Annotated in this window: 19 protein-coding genes; 9 read left to right on the top strand and 10 right to left on the bottom strand. The window is 41.1% G+C overall.

All coding sequences use genetic code 11. The features are described from left to right. Nucleotides 1-42 precede the first annotated feature (42 nt). From pyrC to A923_RS0103775, 7 genes are all read left to right on the top strand, one after another. Nucleotides 43-1,074: a dihydroorotase gene (pyrC, locus tag A923_RS0103805; protein WP_017220325.1), complete on the top strand. Its 1,032-nt coding sequence runs from the start codon at nt 43-45 to the stop codon at nt 1,072-1,074. A 152-nt stretch (nt 1,075-1,226) separates the two neighbouring features. Continuing rightward, nucleotides 1,227-1,958 carry an SURF1 family protein gene (locus A923_RS0103800; RefSeq protein WP_017220324.1) on the top strand — a complete coding sequence of 244 codons (732 nt, stop codon included), beginning with the start codon at nt 1,227-1,229 and terminating at the stop codon, nt 1,956-1,958. Between the two features lie 35 nt (nt 1,959-1,993). Further along, on the top strand, nt 1,994-2,503 hold the full coding sequence (locus A923_RS0103795) for a hypothetical protein (protein WP_017220323.1): 510 nt from the start codon (nt 1,994-1,996) through the stop codon (nt 2,501-2,503). Between the two features lie 25 nt (nt 2,504-2,528). Beyond that, entirely contained in the window at nt 2,529-3,569 is a 1,041-nt protein-coding gene (locus A923_RS0103790) for a COX15/CtaA family protein (RefSeq protein ID WP_017220322.1), read from the top strand. Further along, the gene (gene cyoE / locus A923_RS0103785; protein ID WP_017220321.1) at nt 3,566-4,462 is read left to right on the top strand and encodes a heme o synthase; all 897 of its coding nucleotides are present in this window, start codon (nt 3,566-3,568) and stop codon (nt 4,460-4,462) included. Before A923_RS0103790 ends, cyoE begins: the two co-directional genes overlap by 4 nt. Nucleotides 4,463-4,823: 361 nt before the next feature. Then, nucleotides 4,824-6,215 carry an L-serine ammonia-lyase gene (locus tag A923_RS0103780; RefSeq protein ID WP_017220320.1) on the top strand — a complete coding sequence of 464 codons (1,392 nt, stop codon included), beginning with the start codon at nt 4,824-4,826 and terminating at the stop codon, nt 6,213-6,215. A 431-nt stretch (nt 6,216-6,646) separates the two neighbouring features. Next, nucleotides 6,647-8,266, top strand: coding sequence for a wax ester/triacylglycerol synthase family O-acyltransferase (locus tag A923_RS0103775; RefSeq protein ID WP_017220319.1), 1,620 nt, complete (start codon nt 6,647-6,649; stop codon nt 8,264-8,266). 32 nt (nt 8,267-8,298) lie between these two features. Here the strand turns inward: A923_RS0103775 and cysB are convergent, their stop codons facing one another. Then, the gene (gene cysB, locus A923_RS0103770) at nt 8,299-9,273 is read right to left on the bottom strand and encodes an HTH-type transcriptional regulator CysB (protein WP_017220318.1); all 975 of its coding nucleotides are present in this window, start codon (nt 9,271-9,273) and stop codon (nt 8,299-8,301) included. Between the two features lie 104 nt (nt 9,274-9,377). Here cysB and A923_RS0103765 point away from each other — a divergent pair, with 104 nt between their 5' ends. Continuing rightward, the gene (locus tag A923_RS0103765; RefSeq protein WP_017220317.1) at nt 9,378-10,115 is read left to right on the top strand and encodes a sensor histidine kinase; all 738 of its coding nucleotides are present in this window, start codon (nt 9,378-9,380) and stop codon (nt 10,113-10,115) included. Nucleotides 10,116-10,170: 55 nt separating this feature from the next. After that, nucleotides 10,171-10,944 carry a hypothetical protein gene (locus A923_RS0103760; protein ID WP_017220316.1) on the top strand — a complete coding sequence of 258 codons (774 nt, stop codon included), beginning with the start codon at nt 10,171-10,173 and terminating at the stop codon, nt 10,942-10,944. Nucleotides 10,945-11,042: 98 nt separating this feature from the next. Here A923_RS0103760 and A923_RS0103755 read toward each other — a convergent pair whose 3' ends face one another. The 9 genes from A923_RS0103755 to A923_RS0103715 all read right to left on the bottom strand — a co-directional run bounded on the left by A923_RS0103755 (nt 11,043) and on the right by A923_RS0103715 (nt 20,452). Then, on the bottom strand, nt 11,043-12,326 hold the full coding sequence (locus tag A923_RS0103755) for a CinA family nicotinamide mononucleotide deamidase-related protein (RefSeq protein ID WP_017220315.1): 1,284 nt from the start codon (nt 12,324-12,326) through the stop codon (nt 11,043-11,045). Next, nucleotides 12,326-13,510, bottom strand: coding sequence for a Bcr/CflA family multidrug efflux MFS transporter (locus tag A923_RS0103750; RefSeq protein WP_017220314.1), 1,185 nt, complete (start codon nt 13,508-13,510; stop codon nt 12,326-12,328). The genes A923_RS0103755 and A923_RS0103750 overlap by 1 nt, the downstream gene beginning before the upstream one ends. 60 nt (nt 13,511-13,570) lie before the next feature. Further along, nucleotides 13,571-15,682 (bottom strand): motility associated factor glycosyltransferase family protein, encoded by a 2,112-nt coding sequence (locus A923_RS0103745; RefSeq protein ID WP_017220313.1) that lies wholly within the window; start codon nt 15,680-15,682, stop codon nt 13,571-13,573. Nucleotides 15,683-15,691: 9 nt separating this feature from the next. Beyond that, nucleotides 15,692-16,012: a hypothetical protein gene (locus A923_RS0103740; protein WP_017220312.1), complete on the bottom strand. Its 321-nt coding sequence runs from the start codon at nt 16,010-16,012 to the stop codon at nt 15,692-15,694. Next, complete coding sequence (gene fliS, locus A923_RS0103735) at nt 16,012-16,434, bottom strand: flagellar export chaperone FliS (RefSeq protein ID WP_017220311.1); 423 nt, start codon at nt 16,432-16,434, stop codon at nt 16,012-16,014. Before fliS ends, A923_RS0103740 begins: the two co-directional genes overlap by 1 nt. 49 nt (nt 16,435-16,483) lie before the next feature. Beyond that, nucleotides 16,484-17,878 (bottom strand): flagellar filament capping protein FliD, encoded by a 1,395-nt coding sequence (gene fliD / locus A923_RS0103730; RefSeq protein ID WP_017220310.1) that lies wholly within the window; start codon nt 17,876-17,878, stop codon nt 16,484-16,486. Between the two features lie 90 nt (nt 17,879-17,968). Beyond that, on the bottom strand, nt 17,969-18,364 hold the full coding sequence (locus A923_RS0103725) for a flagellar protein FlaG (protein ID WP_237716166.1): 396 nt from the start codon (nt 18,362-18,364) through the stop codon (nt 17,969-17,971). 77 nt (nt 18,365-18,441) lie between these two features. Continuing rightward, complete coding sequence (locus A923_RS0103720; RefSeq protein ID WP_017220308.1) at nt 18,442-19,263, bottom strand: flagellin N-terminal helical domain-containing protein; 822 nt, start codon at nt 19,261-19,263, stop codon at nt 18,442-18,444. A 361-nt stretch (nt 19,264-19,624) separates the two neighbouring features. After that, on the bottom strand, nt 19,625-20,452 hold the full coding sequence (locus A923_RS0103715) for a flagellin N-terminal helical domain-containing protein (protein WP_017220307.1): 828 nt from the start codon (nt 20,450-20,452) through the stop codon (nt 19,625-19,627). Nucleotides 20,453-20,841: the final 389 nt, after the last annotated feature.

The raw sequence follows: 20,841 nt of genomic DNA, 5'->3' as shown, positions 1-20,841 counted from the left end.
TTAATCTTTAGAATCTGCGGAAATTAGCGATGGAGAAAGCAAATGGAAACTTTAACGATCACCCGCCCAGATGACTGGCACCTGCACCTTCGAGATGGTGATGTTTTAAAACATACTGTTGCTGACATTAGCCGTTACATGGGTCGCGCAATCATTATGCCGAACCTAGTACCACCCGTAACGAATGCTGAAATTGCCCAAGACTACCGTCAACGCATCTTAGCGAACGTACCTGCAGGTTCTACTTTCAGTCCATTAATGACTATCTATTTGACTGACCAAACAACGGCTGAAGATATCCGCGCGGCAAAAGCAACTGGTATCGTTTATGCAGCAAAGCTTTATCCAGCCGGTGCGACGACAAACTCATCTTCAGGTGTAACCTCAATTAAGAATGTTTATCCTGCGCTACAAGCATTACAAGATGCAGGTATGCCACTGTTATTACACGGTGAAGTGACAGATGCAGATATCGATATTTTTGATCGTGAAAAAGTATATTTAGATACTGTGTTAAAACCAGTTATTGCTGATTTCCCAAATTTAAAAATTGTGCTTGAACACATTACGACTGCAGATGCAGTTGAGTTTGTGAATAATGCGAGCGACAATATTGCTGCAACAATCACAGCACATCACTTATTATTCAACCGTAACCACATGTTAGTTGGCGGCATCAAGCCACACTACTACTGTTTACCAATTTTGAAGCGTAATACCCATCAAGCCGCACTGATTCAAGCCGCTACAAGCGGTAGCAACAAGTTCTTCCTGGGTACAGATTCTGCGCCACACGCCGATGACAAGAAAGAATCTGCTTGTGGTTGTGCCGGCGCTTATACCTCACATGCTGCCATTGAGCTGTATGCAGAAGTATTTGAGCAACAGAATGCGCTGGATAAGCTAGAAGCATTCGCCAGCTTTAATGGTCCTGATTTTTATAACTTACCACGCAACACTGACACGATCACGTTAGAAAAATCTGCATGGCAAGTACCAACAACGCTACCTTTTGGTGACGCGAAAATGGTACCAATCAGAACCGGCGAAACAATCGCTTGGCAAGTTAAATAACACCGTTTTAGTCATGTGTTACTCTCCCAGTACCCTGTACTGGGATATTCTCCTGTAAGCCACTTATATATTTAACTTTTCTACTGTTCTACGCCCACTTTATTAAATCAACTCTATTCTTAATTGCACGCTGCTATTGATCGAGAGTAGATATGCAAACTCATGTTACTACCATACCAAAACCTAAATACCCTAAACGCTTAATCGGGTTCGTGATCTTTAGCCTACTTGCCATCGGTATTTGTATGAAACTGGGCCTGTGGCAACTTGCACGTGCGCAAGAAAAACAAGCGCTATTGGATATCGATAAAACCGTCATCACCACACTCTCGCAAGTAACAGCGCGCAACCTGCACCATTCCGTGTCATTACAAGGCTATTTTGATAATCAACAGCCACTATTACTCGATAATCAGATTAATAATAAACGTATCGGTTATCACTTATACCTACCTTTTCACAGCGATGAACAAACCATATTAGTAAACCTAGGTTGGCTAGCGGCTTCACCATCACGACAAGTATTACCTGCAATACCAGCATTCATCGGTAACTATCATTTAACCGGCACATTAAGCGCAGCACAAGGATCACCTTGGTTACTTGGTGATAATATCTATACTGGTGAAAATAATATCTTGGTGATACAGCGCACAACTATTTCACAACTGCAGACCACCCTAAATATGCCACTGACCCCCTTACTATTACAGCTTAAAAGTAACTCCCCTGTGGGCTTTAGTAAAACCTGGCAGATCACCGTCATGCCACCAGCAAAGCATACCGCCTATGCTGTGCAATGGTTTGCCTTAGCGTTAGCATTAAGCCTGTGCAGTGGCTACTGGATAAAGAAATACCAAGTAACCAACAAACTAAATACCTAAGTAACGAAAAATTATATGCAAGATAAGGATTAGTCATGCAAAAGAAACCTTTATTTATCATGCTCGGTTTATTTATCGCTCCTATTTTAGTCGCAAAAGTGGTGCTAGTGAATGACTGGTACCAAGGGGCTAAAACCAATACTGGTGAATTAATAACACCACCGTTAACCCTCGCCTCCGCACCGCAAGCCTGGTTACTACTCTATAATCCTAATGAAGACTGCAGCGCCGTTTGCCAAGAGAGTATATGGCAAATCCAACAAGTGCATACGCTACTCGCTTCCGAAGGCCGTCGCGTGCAACGCTATCTCACTGCAACGCCCTCATTTGAATCTGAGAGTATCAATACACAAGCGCTCACAAAATTACAATTAAGCGCTGTTAACCAGCAGCAATTAATCACGGATACACTATATTTAGTTGACCCATTAGGAAATGTTTTCATGCGTTATCAATTCCCTGCAGATAAAACAGCGGCATTGAAAGTATCAGCGGGTTTATTAAAGGATTTAAAGCGCTTACTTAAAATATCTAAAATAGGGTAAGTAATGCAATAAACAAGGATTGTCTATGTCAAAACTGCTCAACCTGACGATTTTATTAGCTTTTGTCGTCATTGTTCTTGGTGCTTATACGCGTTTAACCGATGCCGGACTCGGTTGCCCTGACTGGCCCGGTTGCTATGGCTTTAATACTGTGCCGGCCAACGCACAAGATATCGCCTCTGCGCAACGCGCTTATCCCGATCAACCTTTACTGCCAGAAAAAGCCTGGAATGAAATGATCCACCGCTATATTGCTGGGCTGTTAGGCCTGCTTATCCTGATTATTTTCATCGTCAGTGGTAAAAAGCGACAGCAACTTGGATTGGCAACAGGGCTCACGCTACTGGTGTTATTTCAAGCCGCGTTAGGGATGTGGACAGTCACCATGAATTTACAGCCCATCATTGTCATGGGGCATTTATTGGGTGGCTTTAGTATTTTATCCCTGCTGGTATTATTTCGATTGCGGTTATCTCAACCGCCAATGACACCGAACCTATTAACCCAACCTTTAAATGATTTACGCCACAGTGATCGAATATTGCCCACCCATAGACAACGATTAACCCGCATTCAATTATATTGCAGTATTGCGCTGGCAGTCGTCATTATCCAAATTGCACTGGGCGGTTGGACAAGTTCAAATTACGCCGCCATTGTCTGCACTGAATTTCCGATTTGTAATGGTGACTGGTTAAGCCGTTTTAATCTCAATGATGTATTTAGTCTCAGCCCTGTTGCTGACACCTACCAGTATGGTGTGCGAGATACTATCGCCAGAATGAATATCCATATCACGCACCGTATCTGGGCTGGAGTGACTATCGTTTATCTGCTACTCACTGCCTATCAATTACTCAAGTATCAACCAGAAAGAAAGATACGCTTTATTGCCAAAGCCCTACTTGTGATTCTTTGCTTACAAGTCAGCTTAGGTATCGCTAATGTTTTATTCCAACTACCGCTGGGTATCGCAGTGGCGCACAACCTAGTCGCGGCGATCTTACTGATAACCTTAGTCACCCTACTTTGGTTCAACCAACAACAATTGCAAGAGGTGTTATGAATACGCAATCTATCATATTAACGCTTACCCCTAACTGGCGCGCCTACTATCAACTAACCAAACCTAAAGTCGTGGCGTTGTTACTGCTCACTGCATTGGTCGGTATGGTGCTGGCACTCCCTACGCTACCGCCACTGAGTTTATTGGTGCCAGCATTAATTGGTATTGGACTACTGTCAGCAGCCGCAGCGGCCTACAACCACATTCTCGACCAACGTATTGATGCCATCATGACCCGAACCCACCAGCGGCCCCTCGTGCAAAATACCATTAGCACAGCAAAAGCATTGGTCTTTGCCACAGGCATGGCCATCATCGGTATGGCGACGTTGTTTGTTTTTGTTAATGCGTTAACGGCTTGGTTAACCTTCGCCAGTTTGATTGGGTATGCGGTGATTTACACCATGTACTTGAAACGGGCAACACCACAAAATATTGCCATCGGTGGACTTGCAGGCGCGACCCCTCCACTACTGGGTTGGACAGCAATGACTGGCGAGGTCACCGGACAAGCGTTACTGCTTGTAATGATTATTTTCATCTGGACGCCCCCCCACTTTTGGGCGCTGGCGATCCATCGAGAAAAAGAATACGCCAAAGCCAAGATCCCGATGTTACCTGTGACCCATGGTGCGGAATATACTAAAACCCTGATATTGCTATACACGTTACTGCTATTACCTGTCACTTGGTTACCTTGGCTGACTCAACTCAGTGGCTTACTCTATTTGGCTGGTTCAACCGTCTTAGGGCTGAGCTTCATTTATTACGCTTATCGCTTAAAATTCAAACCCACCCGAAAAACTGCTTTCCAAACATTTAAATTCTCGATCATACATTTAATGGTGTTATTTATATTGTTGTTAGTCGACCACTGGATTATTCACTATTAACAAACAACCGCCACTCCTGCCTAAACCATTAATTATTAAAGGTAATAGTCACGTGTAAATACCCGCCAAAAATACACGCGTTTATGACCTTGGTAATTAAAAGTTCTTCCTCATATAAAACAAACAAAGCTTTACACTGCATTTTTTAAACATAATAAATTGTTATATGGGATCAATCTCTAAATAACAGTGTTGCCTGCTATATTGACAGTTGTTTTTTCGAATTAAATCGCTATTATAGCGACATAAAATTTGAGAGATTAAAAAAAAGTTTAATCCTCCATTATTCTGCCTAGCAAGAAACTGTTAGCGCGCTAATTATTTAAGCTTATATAACTTAAGCATCTGCTGAGGAATTACTATGATCAGTGTATTCGATATCTACAAAGTTGGTATTGGTCCATCAAGTTCTCATACTGTTGGTCCAATGAAAGCTGCTAAACAATTTATCGACGACCTACGAGCGACAGGGAAGATCCGCGAAGTCACTCAAATCACAGTGGATGTGCATGGTTCATTATCGTTGACTGGTAAAGGTCACCACACTGATATTGCTATCTTAATGGGTTTAGCAGGTAATTCACCTGAAACTGTTGATATTGATGCAATCCCAGAGTTTATTCACCGTGTTGAACAAACACGTCGTTTACCAATCGGTCTACACTGTCATACTGTTGATTTTCCCCCTTCAGCTATGAATTTTATTGATGAGCCGCTTGCACTACACGAAAATGGTTTGAAAATTCACGCTTACATCGATGGTGAAGTATCGTTTACAAAAACATACTACTCTACTGGTGGTGGTTTCATCGTTGACGAAGAAAACTTCGGTCTAACACAAGGTGAAACAGCTGACGTTAAATACCCATTTAACAGCGCAGCAAAACTGGTTGAACACTGCCAAGCTAACGCTTTATCGATCAGTGCACTTATGGCTGAGAATGAAAAATCATTCCGCACTGAGCAAGAAACACATCACCAGTTCTCAATTATCTGGACAACGATGTTGGCAGCAATTGAACGTGGTTCTAAAACTGAAGGTTTATTAGCTGGTCCATTACGCGTGCCGCGTCGTGCAGCAGCACTTAAACGTCAACTAGAAGCAAGCGATGGTTTTAACACAGATCCAATGAATATCATTGACTGGGTTAATATGTTTGCACTTGCAGTGAGTGAAGAAAATGCAGCCGGTGGCCGTGTCGTAACAGCACCAACAAACGGCGCTGCGGGTATCATCCCAGCTGTATTAGCTTACTACGACAAGTTTATCCGCCCATTAACTCGCGATGAATACACTAAATTCTTCCTCGCATCAGGTGCTATTGGCATCCTATACAAAACTAACGCATCTATTTCAGGCGCGGAAGTAGGTTGTCAAGGCGAAGTAGGCGTGTCATGTTCAATGGCAGCAGCAGGCCTTGCAGAACTGATGGGTGCAAGCGCATCACAAGTTTGTCAAGCAGCTGAGATCGGCATGGAACATAACTTAGGTCTAACTTGCGACCCTGTTGGCGGCCAAGTACAAGTACCTTGTATCGAACGTAACGCGATTGCAGCAGTAAAAGCAATCAATGCTTCACGTATGGCAATGCGCCGTACCAGTGAACCTTGTGTATCGTTAGATAAAGTTATCGAAACAATGTACGAGACTGGTAAAGACATGAATGCTAAATACCGTGAAACATCACAGGGTGGTTTAGCAATTAAAGTACTAAATGTTGGCGATATCAAAAAAGCCCACACTTGTACTTAATATGTCTCACCTAAATAACTAACATTATTTAGGTTCAGAGCGAATAAAAGCCAGAATGTGATCGTCACAATTCTGGCTTTTTTATATCCGTAGTTTTTATATCCATAGTTTTTATATCCATAGTTTATATCCATAGTAATGCGCCCGACTCATCTTCAACTCCCCGACCTTGTCTTATCTTCAAATACACTACCTCAAACTAACCACTAACAGGTATTAACCGGTCCTCACACCTTTGATTACGGATTTATCTCAACATGCAGTAACCCCTGAGAAAAAGCCTCATACTTTTAGGTGTAAATAGCAGTGATTAGCCTTGGCTCTAATGACTTTGCAGCTTAACTACTCTCTACTCCAGCATTAGGTCACTTATTCTATTTTATCGCACGACGTAACCAGCTGTCCGCTCTGCCAACATTAGGGAAATTTTCATGAAAGCGCTCACTCTACCCGATATGGGATTCCTGTATTGCGAAACGGTATCACGCCCAAACCATGTAGCAGCAATGCAAATTTTTGATATTCCAAATGACTATCAAGGCGATTATGGTGAAGATCTGTATCAACAACTGATGGCATGTACGAAAGTAGAAAAACCATTTAATTACACATTACACACCGCTTACTCGGGTATGATGCACTGGCAAGAAGATCATAACGTTGAGCTTGATTATCACGTGCGCCGCATTCGCTTACCCCAGCCTGGTACGCGGGAGCAACTTATTGAATACATAGAGCACTCCCACTCTAACCTGATGGACCGTAGTCGCCCACTCTGGGAAATGCATTTAATTTCAGGACTAGCGAACAATCAATTCTCCATCTATCTAAAATTGCACCATGCCTTTACTGACGGTGTCAAAGCCAACCGTATTATCCTTAGTTATTTATCCCCACAAGCTGATGGCGCATTGCAAGCATTTTGGAGTCAAACAGGTTTTGAGAGTAAACAGCCTGATACCGAAGTCAAAACCAGTTTGGTTAAAGCATTAAAACAAAATGGGGCAATATTAACCAAGCAAGTACGGGCAATACCCTCGATTATTGGATTGGGTTCTAAGTTGTTATTACAAGGCGCGAAGGTCTACAAAGCCAATATCCCGACCCCGTTTACAGCGCCCAAAACACCATTTTCAGTGAGTCCAAAACGTGCGCGCCGAGCGGCAACAAGCCTGTTACCGCTCGCTCGTGTAAAGAACATAGGTAAAATAGCTGGGACAACGGTAAACGATGTCGTGGTCTGTATTTGTGACATCGCATTACACCGTTATTTAGCGGATTTAAATTTTAAACTTAAACAACCGCTCACAGCCCAAATCCCAGTAAGCCTGCGCGATCCCAGCGACACAACATCGAATAATCGTATCGCCATTACGATGGTGGAATTAGCCCATAGTGACGCCTCACCACTAACGCGTCTAATGGCCATCAAAGACGCTTGTGACAAATTAAAACAAGAAGCCAGATTGTTATCTGATGAAGCATTAACAAGCTATACGCTCGCCAGTCAAGGTTTGGCGGTGATCAGTGAATTACTGAATCTCGACACCATATTACCGCCTGTCGGTAATGTGCTTATCTCAAATGTTCCCGGCCCACGTAAACCTATGTATATGATGGGTGCGAAAATGCAGGAATGCTTCCCGTTATCAGCACTACCACCGGGAATGTCACTGAATATAACCTTGTACAGTTATATGGAACATCTCAATGTCGGTTTAATTGCATGTCGCACAAATCTACCCGACCTGACGAAAATATCAAGTTACATCGAAGATGCATTTACCGAGTTAGAACAAGTGGTGATGACCAGTGCGATTGATATTGTCAGTGAACAAATAGCACGACTTGGCCACGATGATGCATTATCAAATAGTATGCATGAATTGATTGATGTCATTAACGATAATGCTTGTTCAACGGTGACATTGGATACAACGACAGCAACATCTACGGCTATAGCATCAAATAAAGTCGAAGCGGTGGCGAAGAAAAACGATAAGAAAAGAATGGGAAAAGAGAAAAGACAAGCTGAAAAAACGCTCGGCTAAACACAAATAATTAGCCGAGTCATACTATCTCGTTACCTTGTTGGTAGCGAGATCTCTTTAAACATGTCATCAATTTCATCTGCTGTTTTAAGCATAATTGCTTTATCAACAACATCGCGTGTTAAATGCGGTGCAAAACGTTCCATAAAATCATACATGTAAGTACGTAAGAACGTGCCTTTACGGAAACCAATTTTAGTCGTGCTCGAGGTAAATAAATGACTTGCATCGATACGTACTAGATCATCATCCGTGGCATCATCAAACGCCATTGTAGCTAACACGCCTACACCGATACCAAGTTTCACGTAGGTTTTGATCACGTCAGCATCTGTTGCCGTAAACACAATTTTAGGCTCTAGTCCGGCGGCATCAAACGCACAATCTAATTCAGAACGCCCAGTAAAACCAAATACGTAGGTAACAAGCGCGTATTTGGCGATATCTTCAACGGTAATCTTACCCACTTTGGTGAGAGGATGACCCGGTTTGACGATAATAGAACGATTCCAGTGATAACAAGGTAACATCACCAAATCACTGTATAAATGCAATGCTTCAGTCGCAATCGCAAAATCAGCAGTGCCCTTAGAAACCGAATCACTTATCTGTGCTGGCGTACCTTGATGCATATTTAATGACACATCAGGATAGCGTTCAATAAAGCCTTTAATTACTTTTGGCAATGCATAACGCGCTTGAGTATGCGTTGTCGAAATATTTAATGTGCCTTTAGAAGGATGGGTATGCTGACTCGCCACCGCTTTAATGCTTTCAACCTTGCCTAGAATATCAGCAGCAATACGAATAATATCTTTACCAGCAGGTGTCACTTTAGTGAGGTGTTTACCGCTACGTTCGAAGATTTGTACGCCGAGTTCATCTTCTAACATACGCACTTGTTTGCTGATGCCGGGTTGCGAAGTATAAAGACTTTCTGCTGTCGCAGACACATTCAAATTGTGATTGAGAACTTCGACTATGTATCTAAATTGCTGTAACTTCATTCGTGATGTGCTCTATATTCCAAATAATTAATTGTATTCTAACAAAACCAGAGCAGAATACTGTTATTTCTTGCTAATAAGATATGCTAGGGATCATTACTTTTATGCTAGTTAAAGATATGATAACACCATTAGACGATAACATTAAACCAACGAAAGACACAGTGGATTATGCGTTGATTCTGACATCGGCAGTGCACGACATGAAAAACTCATTATGCTTGTTACTGCAATCGATCGAGTCCATGTCTGCGGATATAAATACCGCGCCGGACAAGAATAAACAGGCTGCTAAACTGGCTGATTTACACTATGAGGTACTGCGTCTTAATAGCAGTCTAATCCAAGTTTTATCGCTTTACCGAGATGAAAAAGATCAGCTACCAATCAACATTGCAGAGTGTTTCATTGCTGATTACTTCACTGAGTTTTGTATTAAAAACCAAATGTACAGTGACAGTAATAACATCGAAATCAATGTTAATATTGACCCTGACCTTGCTTGGTACTGTGATCACAATTTGATTAGCTACTTATTATCCGACGTCTTTATCAATGCGCTACGCTATAGTAAAGGTAAGATCCTCGTCACGGCGAACCTCGTTAACAAACAGTTGGTCATCGAAATAGCCGACAACGGTGACGGCTACCCTGATAGCATGTTACAAGCGCAGCACAACTCAATGGCCGAGCTAAGCAGTAAGCAAGGGCGTACTGGATTAGGCTTATATTTTGCGCGATTAATTGCTAATGCACATGTGGTCAAAGCTAAAACAGGGGTTATATCTTTGCGAAATGGCGGAAAACTAGGCGGTGGTATCTTTACCTTAACACTACCTTAACTAAGGTATTTATAGTAACATCTTAGTACCGCAGCAAACTTAGGTTTATTATACAATGAAGCTCACACTTATGGTCATCGCGATTGCTGTGCTGTTGTTTTTAGTGATCGGCTATAACATCGTCCTGCAATACAAGCGTAAGGCTGAAACCGAGAAACGCCAACTCATTATCAAGCACAGACAAGTCATTCAAGAAACGGAAGAACTGCTGCTGAACGCCACCTCATTACCGTATAGTAAAGTACTGACGCTGGTATTGAATAGTCGAATGCATGACTCACTTTCCGCGACATTACAAATAGACCCTAGTTTACCGCAAGTCCGTCAACGCTTAACCAATGTCAAAGCGCAAATGGCACAGTTAAGAGAAGCCCCAGGGCAAGTTGAAGAAAAAATGTTTCGTTCTCCTAATTCCGATCGTGAAGCGATTGTATTACTCCAGCAAATAAAAAAAATTCGTGCCGTATTACGTGCCGAGCATGCAAAAAGTAAATTGAATACGCAAACGTTTGTGATTGAAGATCGTAAACTTGAATTAATGCAGCTTAATGTCAATATCGATAATTTATTGAAACGAGCCTATGAATCTCGTGCTTCGCGTCAATTTGGCTCTTGCAAGCAGTTATTACGTAAAGGCATCGATACGCTAAATAGTATTAATGATAAAAATGAAATACTTATAAGCAAACAGACAACTTTGGTTTCGTTATTAAATGAAGTCAATGAACAGCTTACCCAAGCCTCTTCAGATGACTTGAAAGACCGCCAAGAAAAAGAAGATGAGAAGAACGAGCTAGACTTACTGTTTCAACCAAAACAGAAATGGTAGTAATCAAAGCCAGAATAGAACACGTTGTGATTGCTACATCAGTGTAGCGCTCACAACGTAATTACCAGTACGCTTCGAATACCTACGATCGATACAGATTATCTCTTCACACTGTTCAGGTCAGACCGACGCTCTATTGAGCCAAACTCTGCAGCTAAATCTAATCCTAGCAATTCTCTTCTTAGCATATCTAACGCCACATATAACGCCACAGTGCGGATACCTTGACGACTCTTGCGTGGGATAAATAACAGCTGACTGTAGGTATGCGTTTTACTTGCCAACGCAAAGGCAACTGTACCCACGGGCTTTTCATCACAGCCACCACCAGGGCCAGCAATACCTGACACCGCAATACCAAAATCAACACCCGCGTTCAACATCGCACCTTCAGCCATCTCTGCTGCTACTTCGATGGATACAGCGCCGTGCTTAGCTAACGTGGTTTCATTGACACTAACCAAGCGGCTTTTCGATTCATTACTGTAAGTCACATGGCTGGAATCAAGATAACCAGAACTACCGGCGACAGCAATTAATTCACTGGCAATCAAACCGCCTGTACACGACTCGGCAAGTGACAAAGTATGGCCTTTTTCAAGCATTAATGCTTGTAGGTATTCGGCAAAACATTCATCGCCTTCAAACAACACGAACTGAGATAACTTAGCCAGTACTCTTAACCTCGCTTGCTGCAAATCAACAGCATCTGTCGACAGTAACTTCACTTCGACCAACGGAAAGTCAACACGAAAACCCAAGGTGATCGTCTCAGGTAAGCTTAATGCTAAGAGCTGTTCATTTAACACCGCTTCAGAAATACCAAAGGTTTTAATTTTAATTAAAGTCGGCACTTTAACAGCCGTAAATCGCTGTTGAATATCGGGTAATATTTGCGCTGAAACCATGTGTTTAAATTCGCTGGGTACACCAGGCGTAAAATAAAAACGCGCGCGATTCAATTGAAAACTAAAACCACAAGCGGTGCCGACAGGATTATCTACAACGTCACTACCTTGTGGTAACCAAGCTTGTTTTTCATTACTCGCTGATAATGTGCGGTCTGACTGGCCATATTTAGCCACTAAATGATCGTACCAGGCTTGCGATAGTGCTAAGGGTACAGCCATGGCTTTCGCTGCAGCTTCAGCACTCAGATCATCTGATGTTGGCCCTAAGCCACCATTGACGATCACCACATCTGCACGATGGCTGGTTTCAGTGATAATATCGATAAGCGACTCAAGATCATCTGCCACCGTATGACGACGGGTAAACGCGCGTCCTTGATGAAAGAAAAGTTGTGATATCCATGCCGCATTGGTATCGACAATTTGACCTGATAATACTTCGTCGCCAGTACTAATAAATTCAATACGCATTAACTGTCCTTATTTGCTCTATCCGTCAATATGAAATAACTCAGAAACGATAATATCCCACAGCCGCTAATCACCATGATCATCGGGAGCGGCGTGCCATCATGTAATATACTAATCACTAATCCGGATATAGCACCAAACCCGAATCGGATCGTGGCAGCCAATGCCGAGGCAGTACCTGAAATATGTGGGAATTCAGCCAATACGCCCGTCATCACATTCGAACCGATGAGACTAATTAACGAGATATAGGCCACGGTCGACATAACCAAGCCGATTAAGCCAAATGTTAGGTTAGCATTGACCAACCAAAATAACACCGACACGACCGCACTAATAATAATACCCGCACGTAATATCTGCTGATAACCAAAACGCATCACGATCTTGGCATTCACCCAAGTAACAACCATCATGCCCAATATATTACAAGCAAACAGGTAACCGTAATCTTGTGCATCTATGCCAAAATATTCAATATATACAAAGGGGGAAGCAGTTAAAAACGCAAACATACCAGAGACATTAAAGGCGCCGCACAGCATCAGGCCCAGGACTTTACGGTTGCGTAAAATCAGCCAATAATTACTGAATACCTGCGATAAATTAAACGCGACTCGGCGTTCTTTCGGTAGCGTTTCTTTAATGCCTAAGTAGCTCACTAACAAACAGACCGACGTCAAGATTGCCAATACCACAAAAATACTCGGCCAGCTAAACCATACCAATAACTGCGCGCCAATTAACGGTGCCACAAGTGGTGCTAATGTCATTGATAATACAACATAAGACATCATTTTAGAAAACATCGAACCGGAAAATAGATCGCGTAGCAATGAACTCACAACGACTGATGCAGCCCCACCGCCGATGGCTTGTAATAACCGTAACCATTTAAATTGTTCAATAGAATCGCCGTAAACAATACCAATACTGGCAATTAAATACGTGACAAGTCCACAAATAAGCACAGGTTTACGACCATAGCTGTCTGCTAATGGGCCATAAAAAAGCTGACCAATGGCAAAGCCTAATAGGTAAGTACTGAGTGTGGTTTGAATGATTTCAATAGAGACATTAAAATCGCTGGCAATATTAGGCATTGCCGGCAAATACATATCCACAGCAAGCGGCGTTAATGCGGATAATAATGCAAGAAAAGGAATTAAAAAATAAGTTTTCATCATAAGCCAAGCGATTAGAATGGCTTATGAGTATATACCGAAACGATCAATTCCAAACTTTTATTTCCAAGTATCAGAGATATCTGTTTGGTCTACCTCAAATAATTCGCGCTTATATTTAACCTTGGTCTCTTCCAAGTAATCAATATAAATATCGAGCCCTTGCTGATAGTAAATAAGACCTTGCTCTGCAGTAGCAGGTAACAACAACATCTTAATTAATGCCGCATGACAATGCTGTAATGTGCCATTCAATAACTCAACCAAAAACGCATATTTGGTATTAAGTTGACTATTTAATAACTTAAATTGCTGATGAAGTTGCTCTAATGCATCATAACGACTGAGCACCGGAGGTTTAATAATCGCGATCATTTCATCGACAAAATCAGCAAATATATCTTGCTCTAAGACAGCACTATACTGCTTGGCTAATATCTGCGTATCCGCAGAGTAATGAACCAGCATACGATCAACAAACTCCGCTTTATCAAATACCTCATCCGTTAATACCACGTCAGCTTGGTACGTCGGTATCGCATTTTTAATCTTAATGCCATTACCTAAGTTGTAACAGTTAACATCTGGATAAAAATCGAGTAACTCCCCCATGCCTTTGGCAGACATTTGGAAAATCATCGTCGTTTCTACTTCATCTACGTGATTGCCAGGGGACAGAAAGCCTGACAAGGCTTTCTTATCAAATAATAATTTGTCTTCGCCCGACTGATTATAATAAATACTTTTTTTACTGTGATGCGCTTCACCGCTAAAACCAAGGTCAACACCAAACAAGTAAATATTTTTAAAACCCATACGCGTAAAATAAGATAACGCCAGATTAGACACGGTTGGATTAACAAAAATCAATTGGGTTAAATTGTCGTTGTCACAACCCAATTCAGCATTAAGGATAATTTCAGTTGAGGGCTCTTGTAATTTTAACCCCATCAAGCTGCGATCAAATAAATTGAGCACATCAGGTGTTACCGTATTTAAGGTTAACAATGGGATTGATTTTAAATAAGCATCATCATCAACTGACTTAAGGACTGTATAAGTAACCTTAGTACGCTCCATCTCTAGATGGAAATCAGGCGTAATACCATATTGTTGCAAAGCGCGGATCGTTGTCCCACCACTAACAAGTAATACCTTATCTCGGTTTGCTCGAATATAGTCAATGTGTTCATCCAGCGATGGGCCGTTACCGAGGATAAATACCGAGCGTGTTTCACATTCCGGTAAAGGCTCTACTTTCGCCAACAAAGGGACGTGGTTATTTAAGGTGTGATACTGGTGTGCTAATGCCATCAAACTATCATCAAAGAAACCTAAACCAAACGCAACATGAAAATTTTGTTGATTAAATTTTTCTAACGCGCGATTTGTTTGCTCAGTCTTATAATGTTGATAGCAAAAACTAAACGTCGAATCATAACGACCTTTAGTCATTAATTCATAGGAAATATCCTGAAAGAATACATCTTCATCGGCACCGAGACAGAGATGTAAACTACTGCCACTATCATCCAAACGTTGTAGAATATCAGCCCAATCGAGGGTAAATAAACTGGCATAGAAGAAGTCATTCTCCGGTTCATAGATGTATAACCGTTTAACGCTGTGTTTACTGAGCATTTCAGGTAAGAAGTAACCTAAACCTAAACCAAAGCAAACCATTAAATTCACGGCTTCAGGTAGCACAAACTCTGCTTTATGCTTTTGGTTAATCCCCTGCAGTGCACGAATAAACTGGTTGAGGTATTTCACATGAATGAAATCCCCCACACTGTCGATCTCTTCGGCAAAATCAATACGCGCAAGCTGCGGATTAACACGATACTGTTCAAAATCAATCAAGCTATCGTGAAAATAGTTTTCACCTAATACCAGATTATCATCGACATCTACCAGGTGTAGTACTTCGGCTATCTTTGCCAGTTCAAATTTAGTCGGTTGGTAATTAACAAAAGACTGATAAATATCAGGAATATACTGCTGAAACGCTTGCATATTGGCATGGTACAACGCCATCGGATCAACGCTGGGTTGTGCTCTAACATTAATTTCATCAATAGCATGCGCTAAGCTTACCTGCTTTTTTTGCTGCTGTTGCTGTGACTCTAATGCAGCTATTTGCGCGGTAATATCGTGATTTAAATGGTCCATAATAACAACCTAAAATTGTTTAATAGTAAGATAGCGATTAATTGATTTAGCACTGCGCTTATTGATCACTTGCTGGGATTCAAGGACTGATTTGGTGTTTTTTAGCGATGCGACTTGCACTTCATCCGCAGCCATTAACTGGATTAGAAAAGTACGTATTCGAGGGGATTGAGCTGGATTTTCGAGTAACACTAATTGCTCAATTAAAATCTGACGTTGGATTAATAGCTGATCACATTCAGCCAACTGCTCTGCTATAACCGCCTGCTTTGCTTGCGCAGAGAGTGACGATATTTGCGCCATTAATTCAACATCAGTTACATTCATCATTAAGCACCGCTAGCTTTCTTTCGAGCCGACTCTGCTTTTTCTTTTTCTGCTTGCGGTATGTTTAACCAAGCATCTTTAATTGGTGTGACTAATGCCGTAATTTCATCTAATGGTTCAACTGACTGCTCTAACGACGCATCATTTAAACGCAATTGTATATAGCGATATATTCCATCAAAGTTCTCACCAATCTCGGGATGGATTTTATGGTTGATACCATCGATTAAACCCGAGGTAATATTGATTGATTTGTTAATCGCTTTCGCTCTACCTTCAATATCTTTACGTAAAATGCAGCCTTTTGCTACTGCGACAGCATCCAACAATCCTTGTAACAACATAAAAATCACTTGATGGTTATCAGCACTCGCAATACCACTTTCTCGACTGACTTGCTGATAACGTCTTATATTAGCTCTCATGTTTTTTTACCTAACTATTAATTTATTTAAATAACGAAGAATAATATGATTACCCTAATACATTTCGAATGTAATCACCGGTGGCATTATAACGTGATACCGTATTATCTAAGGCTGTATATTTCTTTCGTAATGTATCTTCAAATGAGGCAACGTGGCGATCTAACTTAGCCCGATCATCACCAATGTCGCGTAAGTTTTCACTCAACATATTTTCCTGCTGAGAGATCATGCCCTTATTACCTAAATTGTTGGTCAACACGCGATTAATTTGTGCCGCAATACCATTATTCCCTGCAAAAAGTTTGCCAAGATCATCTAATGAGTTATTTACTGCTTCATCTAAGCGTTGAGCACCGGATTTAGACCCACTCATACCAAATGGACTCACTGCTAACATGCCACCTTCTTCTAATGAGATGCCGGCACCGTATAAGGTATTAAGACGCTTGTTCGCATCATCAACCACGCCGCCTGTAATACCCTGAAGCTGTTGCTTGATACTTCTGGCACTGGAATCAAATTTCAAAACACCCGTCTCTGGATGGGTCAATACATTGATATTATCCATCAAAGTATTATAACCATCAACAAAACTATAAATCAGTTCTTGCACTGCAGCATGATCCGTCGACGTTGAAAAATTGGCAGGCTCGTTCAGTTTAGTCAAACTATTGGCAGTGATCGTAACGCCAGAGACAGCATGATTAAAGATATTCTTTTCTTTGGTTATAGTGTTACCGTCAACCGTAATAACGGCATCGGTCGCAGGGTGACCTTTCATACCAGATGAGATAATACTTAAACTCGAATCCGAAGTGAATACCGCTAAATCATTGGCTTTACCGCTTTTATCGGATGTATAAACAATTTTAGCGCCGAGATCAGAACTAATAACATTAGCACTAATACCGTAATTGTCTGGCGCGTCATTAATCTTTTTTTGAATGTTTTGTAACGTATCAGTGATATCGACATTGACTTGGAAAGTATCTTTTCCGGCATCAAAATACAGCATGCCCTGTCCCGGTTTTGTTTCTCGGTCGGGTAAAAAATCAGATTCTAATCGCGCGCCCTGTGCAAGTTGCTTAACTTCGACATTAAATGCACCTTTTGGTACTACGCCTTTGGTTTGAATAGTAATAGGTAAAGCGGCGCTATCACCAGCGCCACCAGCCGTTGTTTGCTCAACATTACGACCTTGATAACGAATATTGGTTTTACTTTGATAAAAAGAGTCCGGATTACCCAACTTACCTGTAATTGACTTAAAATCGGCCAAACCCGCTTTTAACGTACCAATACCAGATAACTCTGTTGTAAGGTCAGCTTCTTTTTTATTTAAGCGTGTTTCTTTTGGCGTTTTTTCAGCAGTCACAAATGTTGTAATGATCGTTTCTAGATCTAATCCAGAACCTGTACCTGCCATCGTAATACCGGCCATGCGTATCCTTAATTTCCATCAATAGTAATGTGATAGGCAATAAATTGCCTATCACATTAAACATCCGACTATCTTATCACGCTATATTAATCAAACCATCTCATCAAATAAGAGACCTGAACTAGCCGATATATTGTCTTGAAACTTTTCAATGTTAGCCGCCATCTTTAATACCGCTTCAGATGGTAGTTCTTTGAGTATTTCACCGCTTTCAGGATCAACTACTTTCACAACCAAACGGCCAGTGTCACCATGGACACTAAAATTGAGCTTCTTATTATTCACATCAAAATGCGCTTGTAGCGTATCCTTTGCTTCAAGCAAGTTTTGTTCCAAATCTATATCATTTTCTATTTTTTGTTCAGATAATGGTTTTTCTTCTGGAAAAGGCGGGTCAATCGGTGAAATGTAAACGGCAGGATTGGTAATGACAGGTTCTTTCGTCACTACAGGGTCAGGATAAAAACCAATGCTCTTACTATCCATATTATTGTCAATGGACATGGTAACCCCCAAAAATCAAAATGCCCCGCAAGGTGCAGGGCAGAAAGAAAGCTAAATGATTACAGTAGAGATAATGCTACTTGTGATGATTGGTTAGCTTGGCTTAGCATAGAGCTTGCTGCTTGTTGTTGCACTTGAGTTTGTGCAAGTTTAGCAGATTCAGCAGCAAAATCGGTATCAACGATACGTGATTTAGACGCCGATACGTTTTCTGCAATATTACTAATATTACGGATTGTTGATGAGAAACGGTTTTGTTTCGCACCAAGATCAGCACGCGTACCAGTCACAGTTTCAAGCGCTGTATCTAATGCAGCGATTGCTGATTGTGCACCCGCGGCAGTGGTAATATTCGCTGCTGCACTACCCACTGCGAGTGTAGTCGCATCCATACTAGTCGTCATTTTTAGTGCGATTGTTTGGTTCGCATCAGCACCAACTTGAATCTCTTTATCAAATGAGCCATCAAGTAATTTTTCGCCACCAAACGTTGTATCTTGTGATACACGGGTGATTTCAGTTTGTAATTCATTGAACTCTGATTGCAGCGCATTACGGTCAGCGTCGCTGTTTGAACCATTGGCAGATTGAATCGAAAGCACACGCATACGTTGTAGCATGTTAGTGGTTTCGTCTAATGCACCTTCCGCTGTTTGCGCAAGTGAAATACCGTCATTTGCATTTCGAGATGCTTGGTTCAAACCACTTACTTGTGATTCTAAACGAGAACCGATTTGTAAACCCGCAGCATCATCAGCGGCGCTATTGATACGCTTACCAGATGATAAACGTTCGAAAGAGCTTTGTAGTTCATTGGTAGCGTTGCTCAAATTACGTTGTGAATTTAAAGATGCTACATTAGTGTTTACATAAACAGCCATATTCGTCTCCTAAAAGAAATCCTGTAAAGGACTGCTGTGTATGTAAAATACAGCCCTTATGCATAATCAGTTATTTGTATTGTTATAAAAGTTATCGACACGAAAAATACATCCTTTAGAGTTTTTTTGGTTTTTTTCAGTTTTTTTTCTTAAATCGACAATAAAAAAAATTAAAGTGTTTGATTACAAGTGGTTACGATTATTTTATTTTATAGGGGAAATTATAATATGATTGATAATCATAACGATAGAAATAACAGAGGCGGTAAATCAACAGCAGGTCAAATGGAAAGGATAGTTTAGTGCGGTGCTATTTTGGCCCTTGCGAGCCAAAATAATAATGCCATTAGCTTTACGGTAATTAACCTTGCAGTAACGACATTGCCACTTGCGATTGTTGATTGGCTTGACTAAGCATGGTACTTGCCGCTTGTTGCGATACTTGATTCTGCGCCAATTTAGCAGATTCAGCCGCAAAGTCAGCATCCATAATACGTGATTTAGACGCAGATACATTTTCAGAAATATTAGATAAGTTACGGATCGTTGAAGAAAAACGATTTTGCTTAGCACCCAAATCACCACGTGTTTCAGTCACAGTCGCAATTGCTGCATCGATACTATTTATCGCCGTTTGTGCACTTGCAGGCTGCAAAATATTAGACGTCGCAGTACCAACACCTAAACCCAGTGAATTCATGTTAGTAGAAATTTTAACATTAATAATTTGATTGGCATCAGGACCGATTTGGAAGTCTTGGTTAAACGTCGAGTTCAGTAAGTCCATACCACCAAACGTTGTATCCTCTGCAACACGGTTTATTTCTTGCTGTAGTTGACCATATTCTTTATCAAGTGCCACACGGTCAGCATCACTGTTTGAGCCATTAGCAGATTGAATTGATAATACTCGCATACGTTGCAGCATGTTGGTTGTTTCATCTAGCGCACCTTCAGCCGTTTGCGATAGTGAAATACCATCGTTAGCATTACGCGCCGCCTGATTTAAGCCATTTACCTGAGACTCTAAACGAGAACCAATTTGCAGACCTGCAGCATCATCCGCAGCAGAGTTAATACGCTTACCAGAAGATAGGCGCTCAAATGATGTTTGTAACGCATTTGTAGAGTTCGTCAAATTACGCTGTGAATTTAAAGATGCTACATTTGTATTTACATATAAGGCCACGATATCTTCCTTTTTCTTGTTTCAAATTAAATAATTTTTTATATACTTTAGATATAGCAATCAGTGTGCCAAATCATAAAACCCTAAAAATAAAATCATAACAAGCTGTTTTAAAACGTCTTTTTATAATCATATTAATCTAACATTGTATGAAACACTGCATTTATGGAAACGAAGCCAAAAAATTGCCGCTCGAATGCCGGGTGTTATGTCATCTGAAAAGTATTTGTCCGTCGATAACCGACAAGCACGATAAATAAACCCTAAAAAATAGATACAAATCGCAACAGAAATACAAAGAAAGATAAAAATAAGATAGAGATAGATATAGATATAGATATAGATAAGTTAATACGCTATGGAAAAATGGTTGGTAGAGTGTGGTGCTG

It is taken from the genome of Moritella dasanensis ArB 0140, from assembly GCF_000276805.1.
Taxonomy (GTDB): domain Bacteria; phylum Pseudomonadota; class Gammaproteobacteria; order Enterobacterales; family Moritellaceae; genus Moritella; species Moritella dasanensis.
The sequence above is the reverse complement of the archived record's forward strand: the minus strand, read 5'-3'. Positions and strand labels throughout refer to the sequence as shown.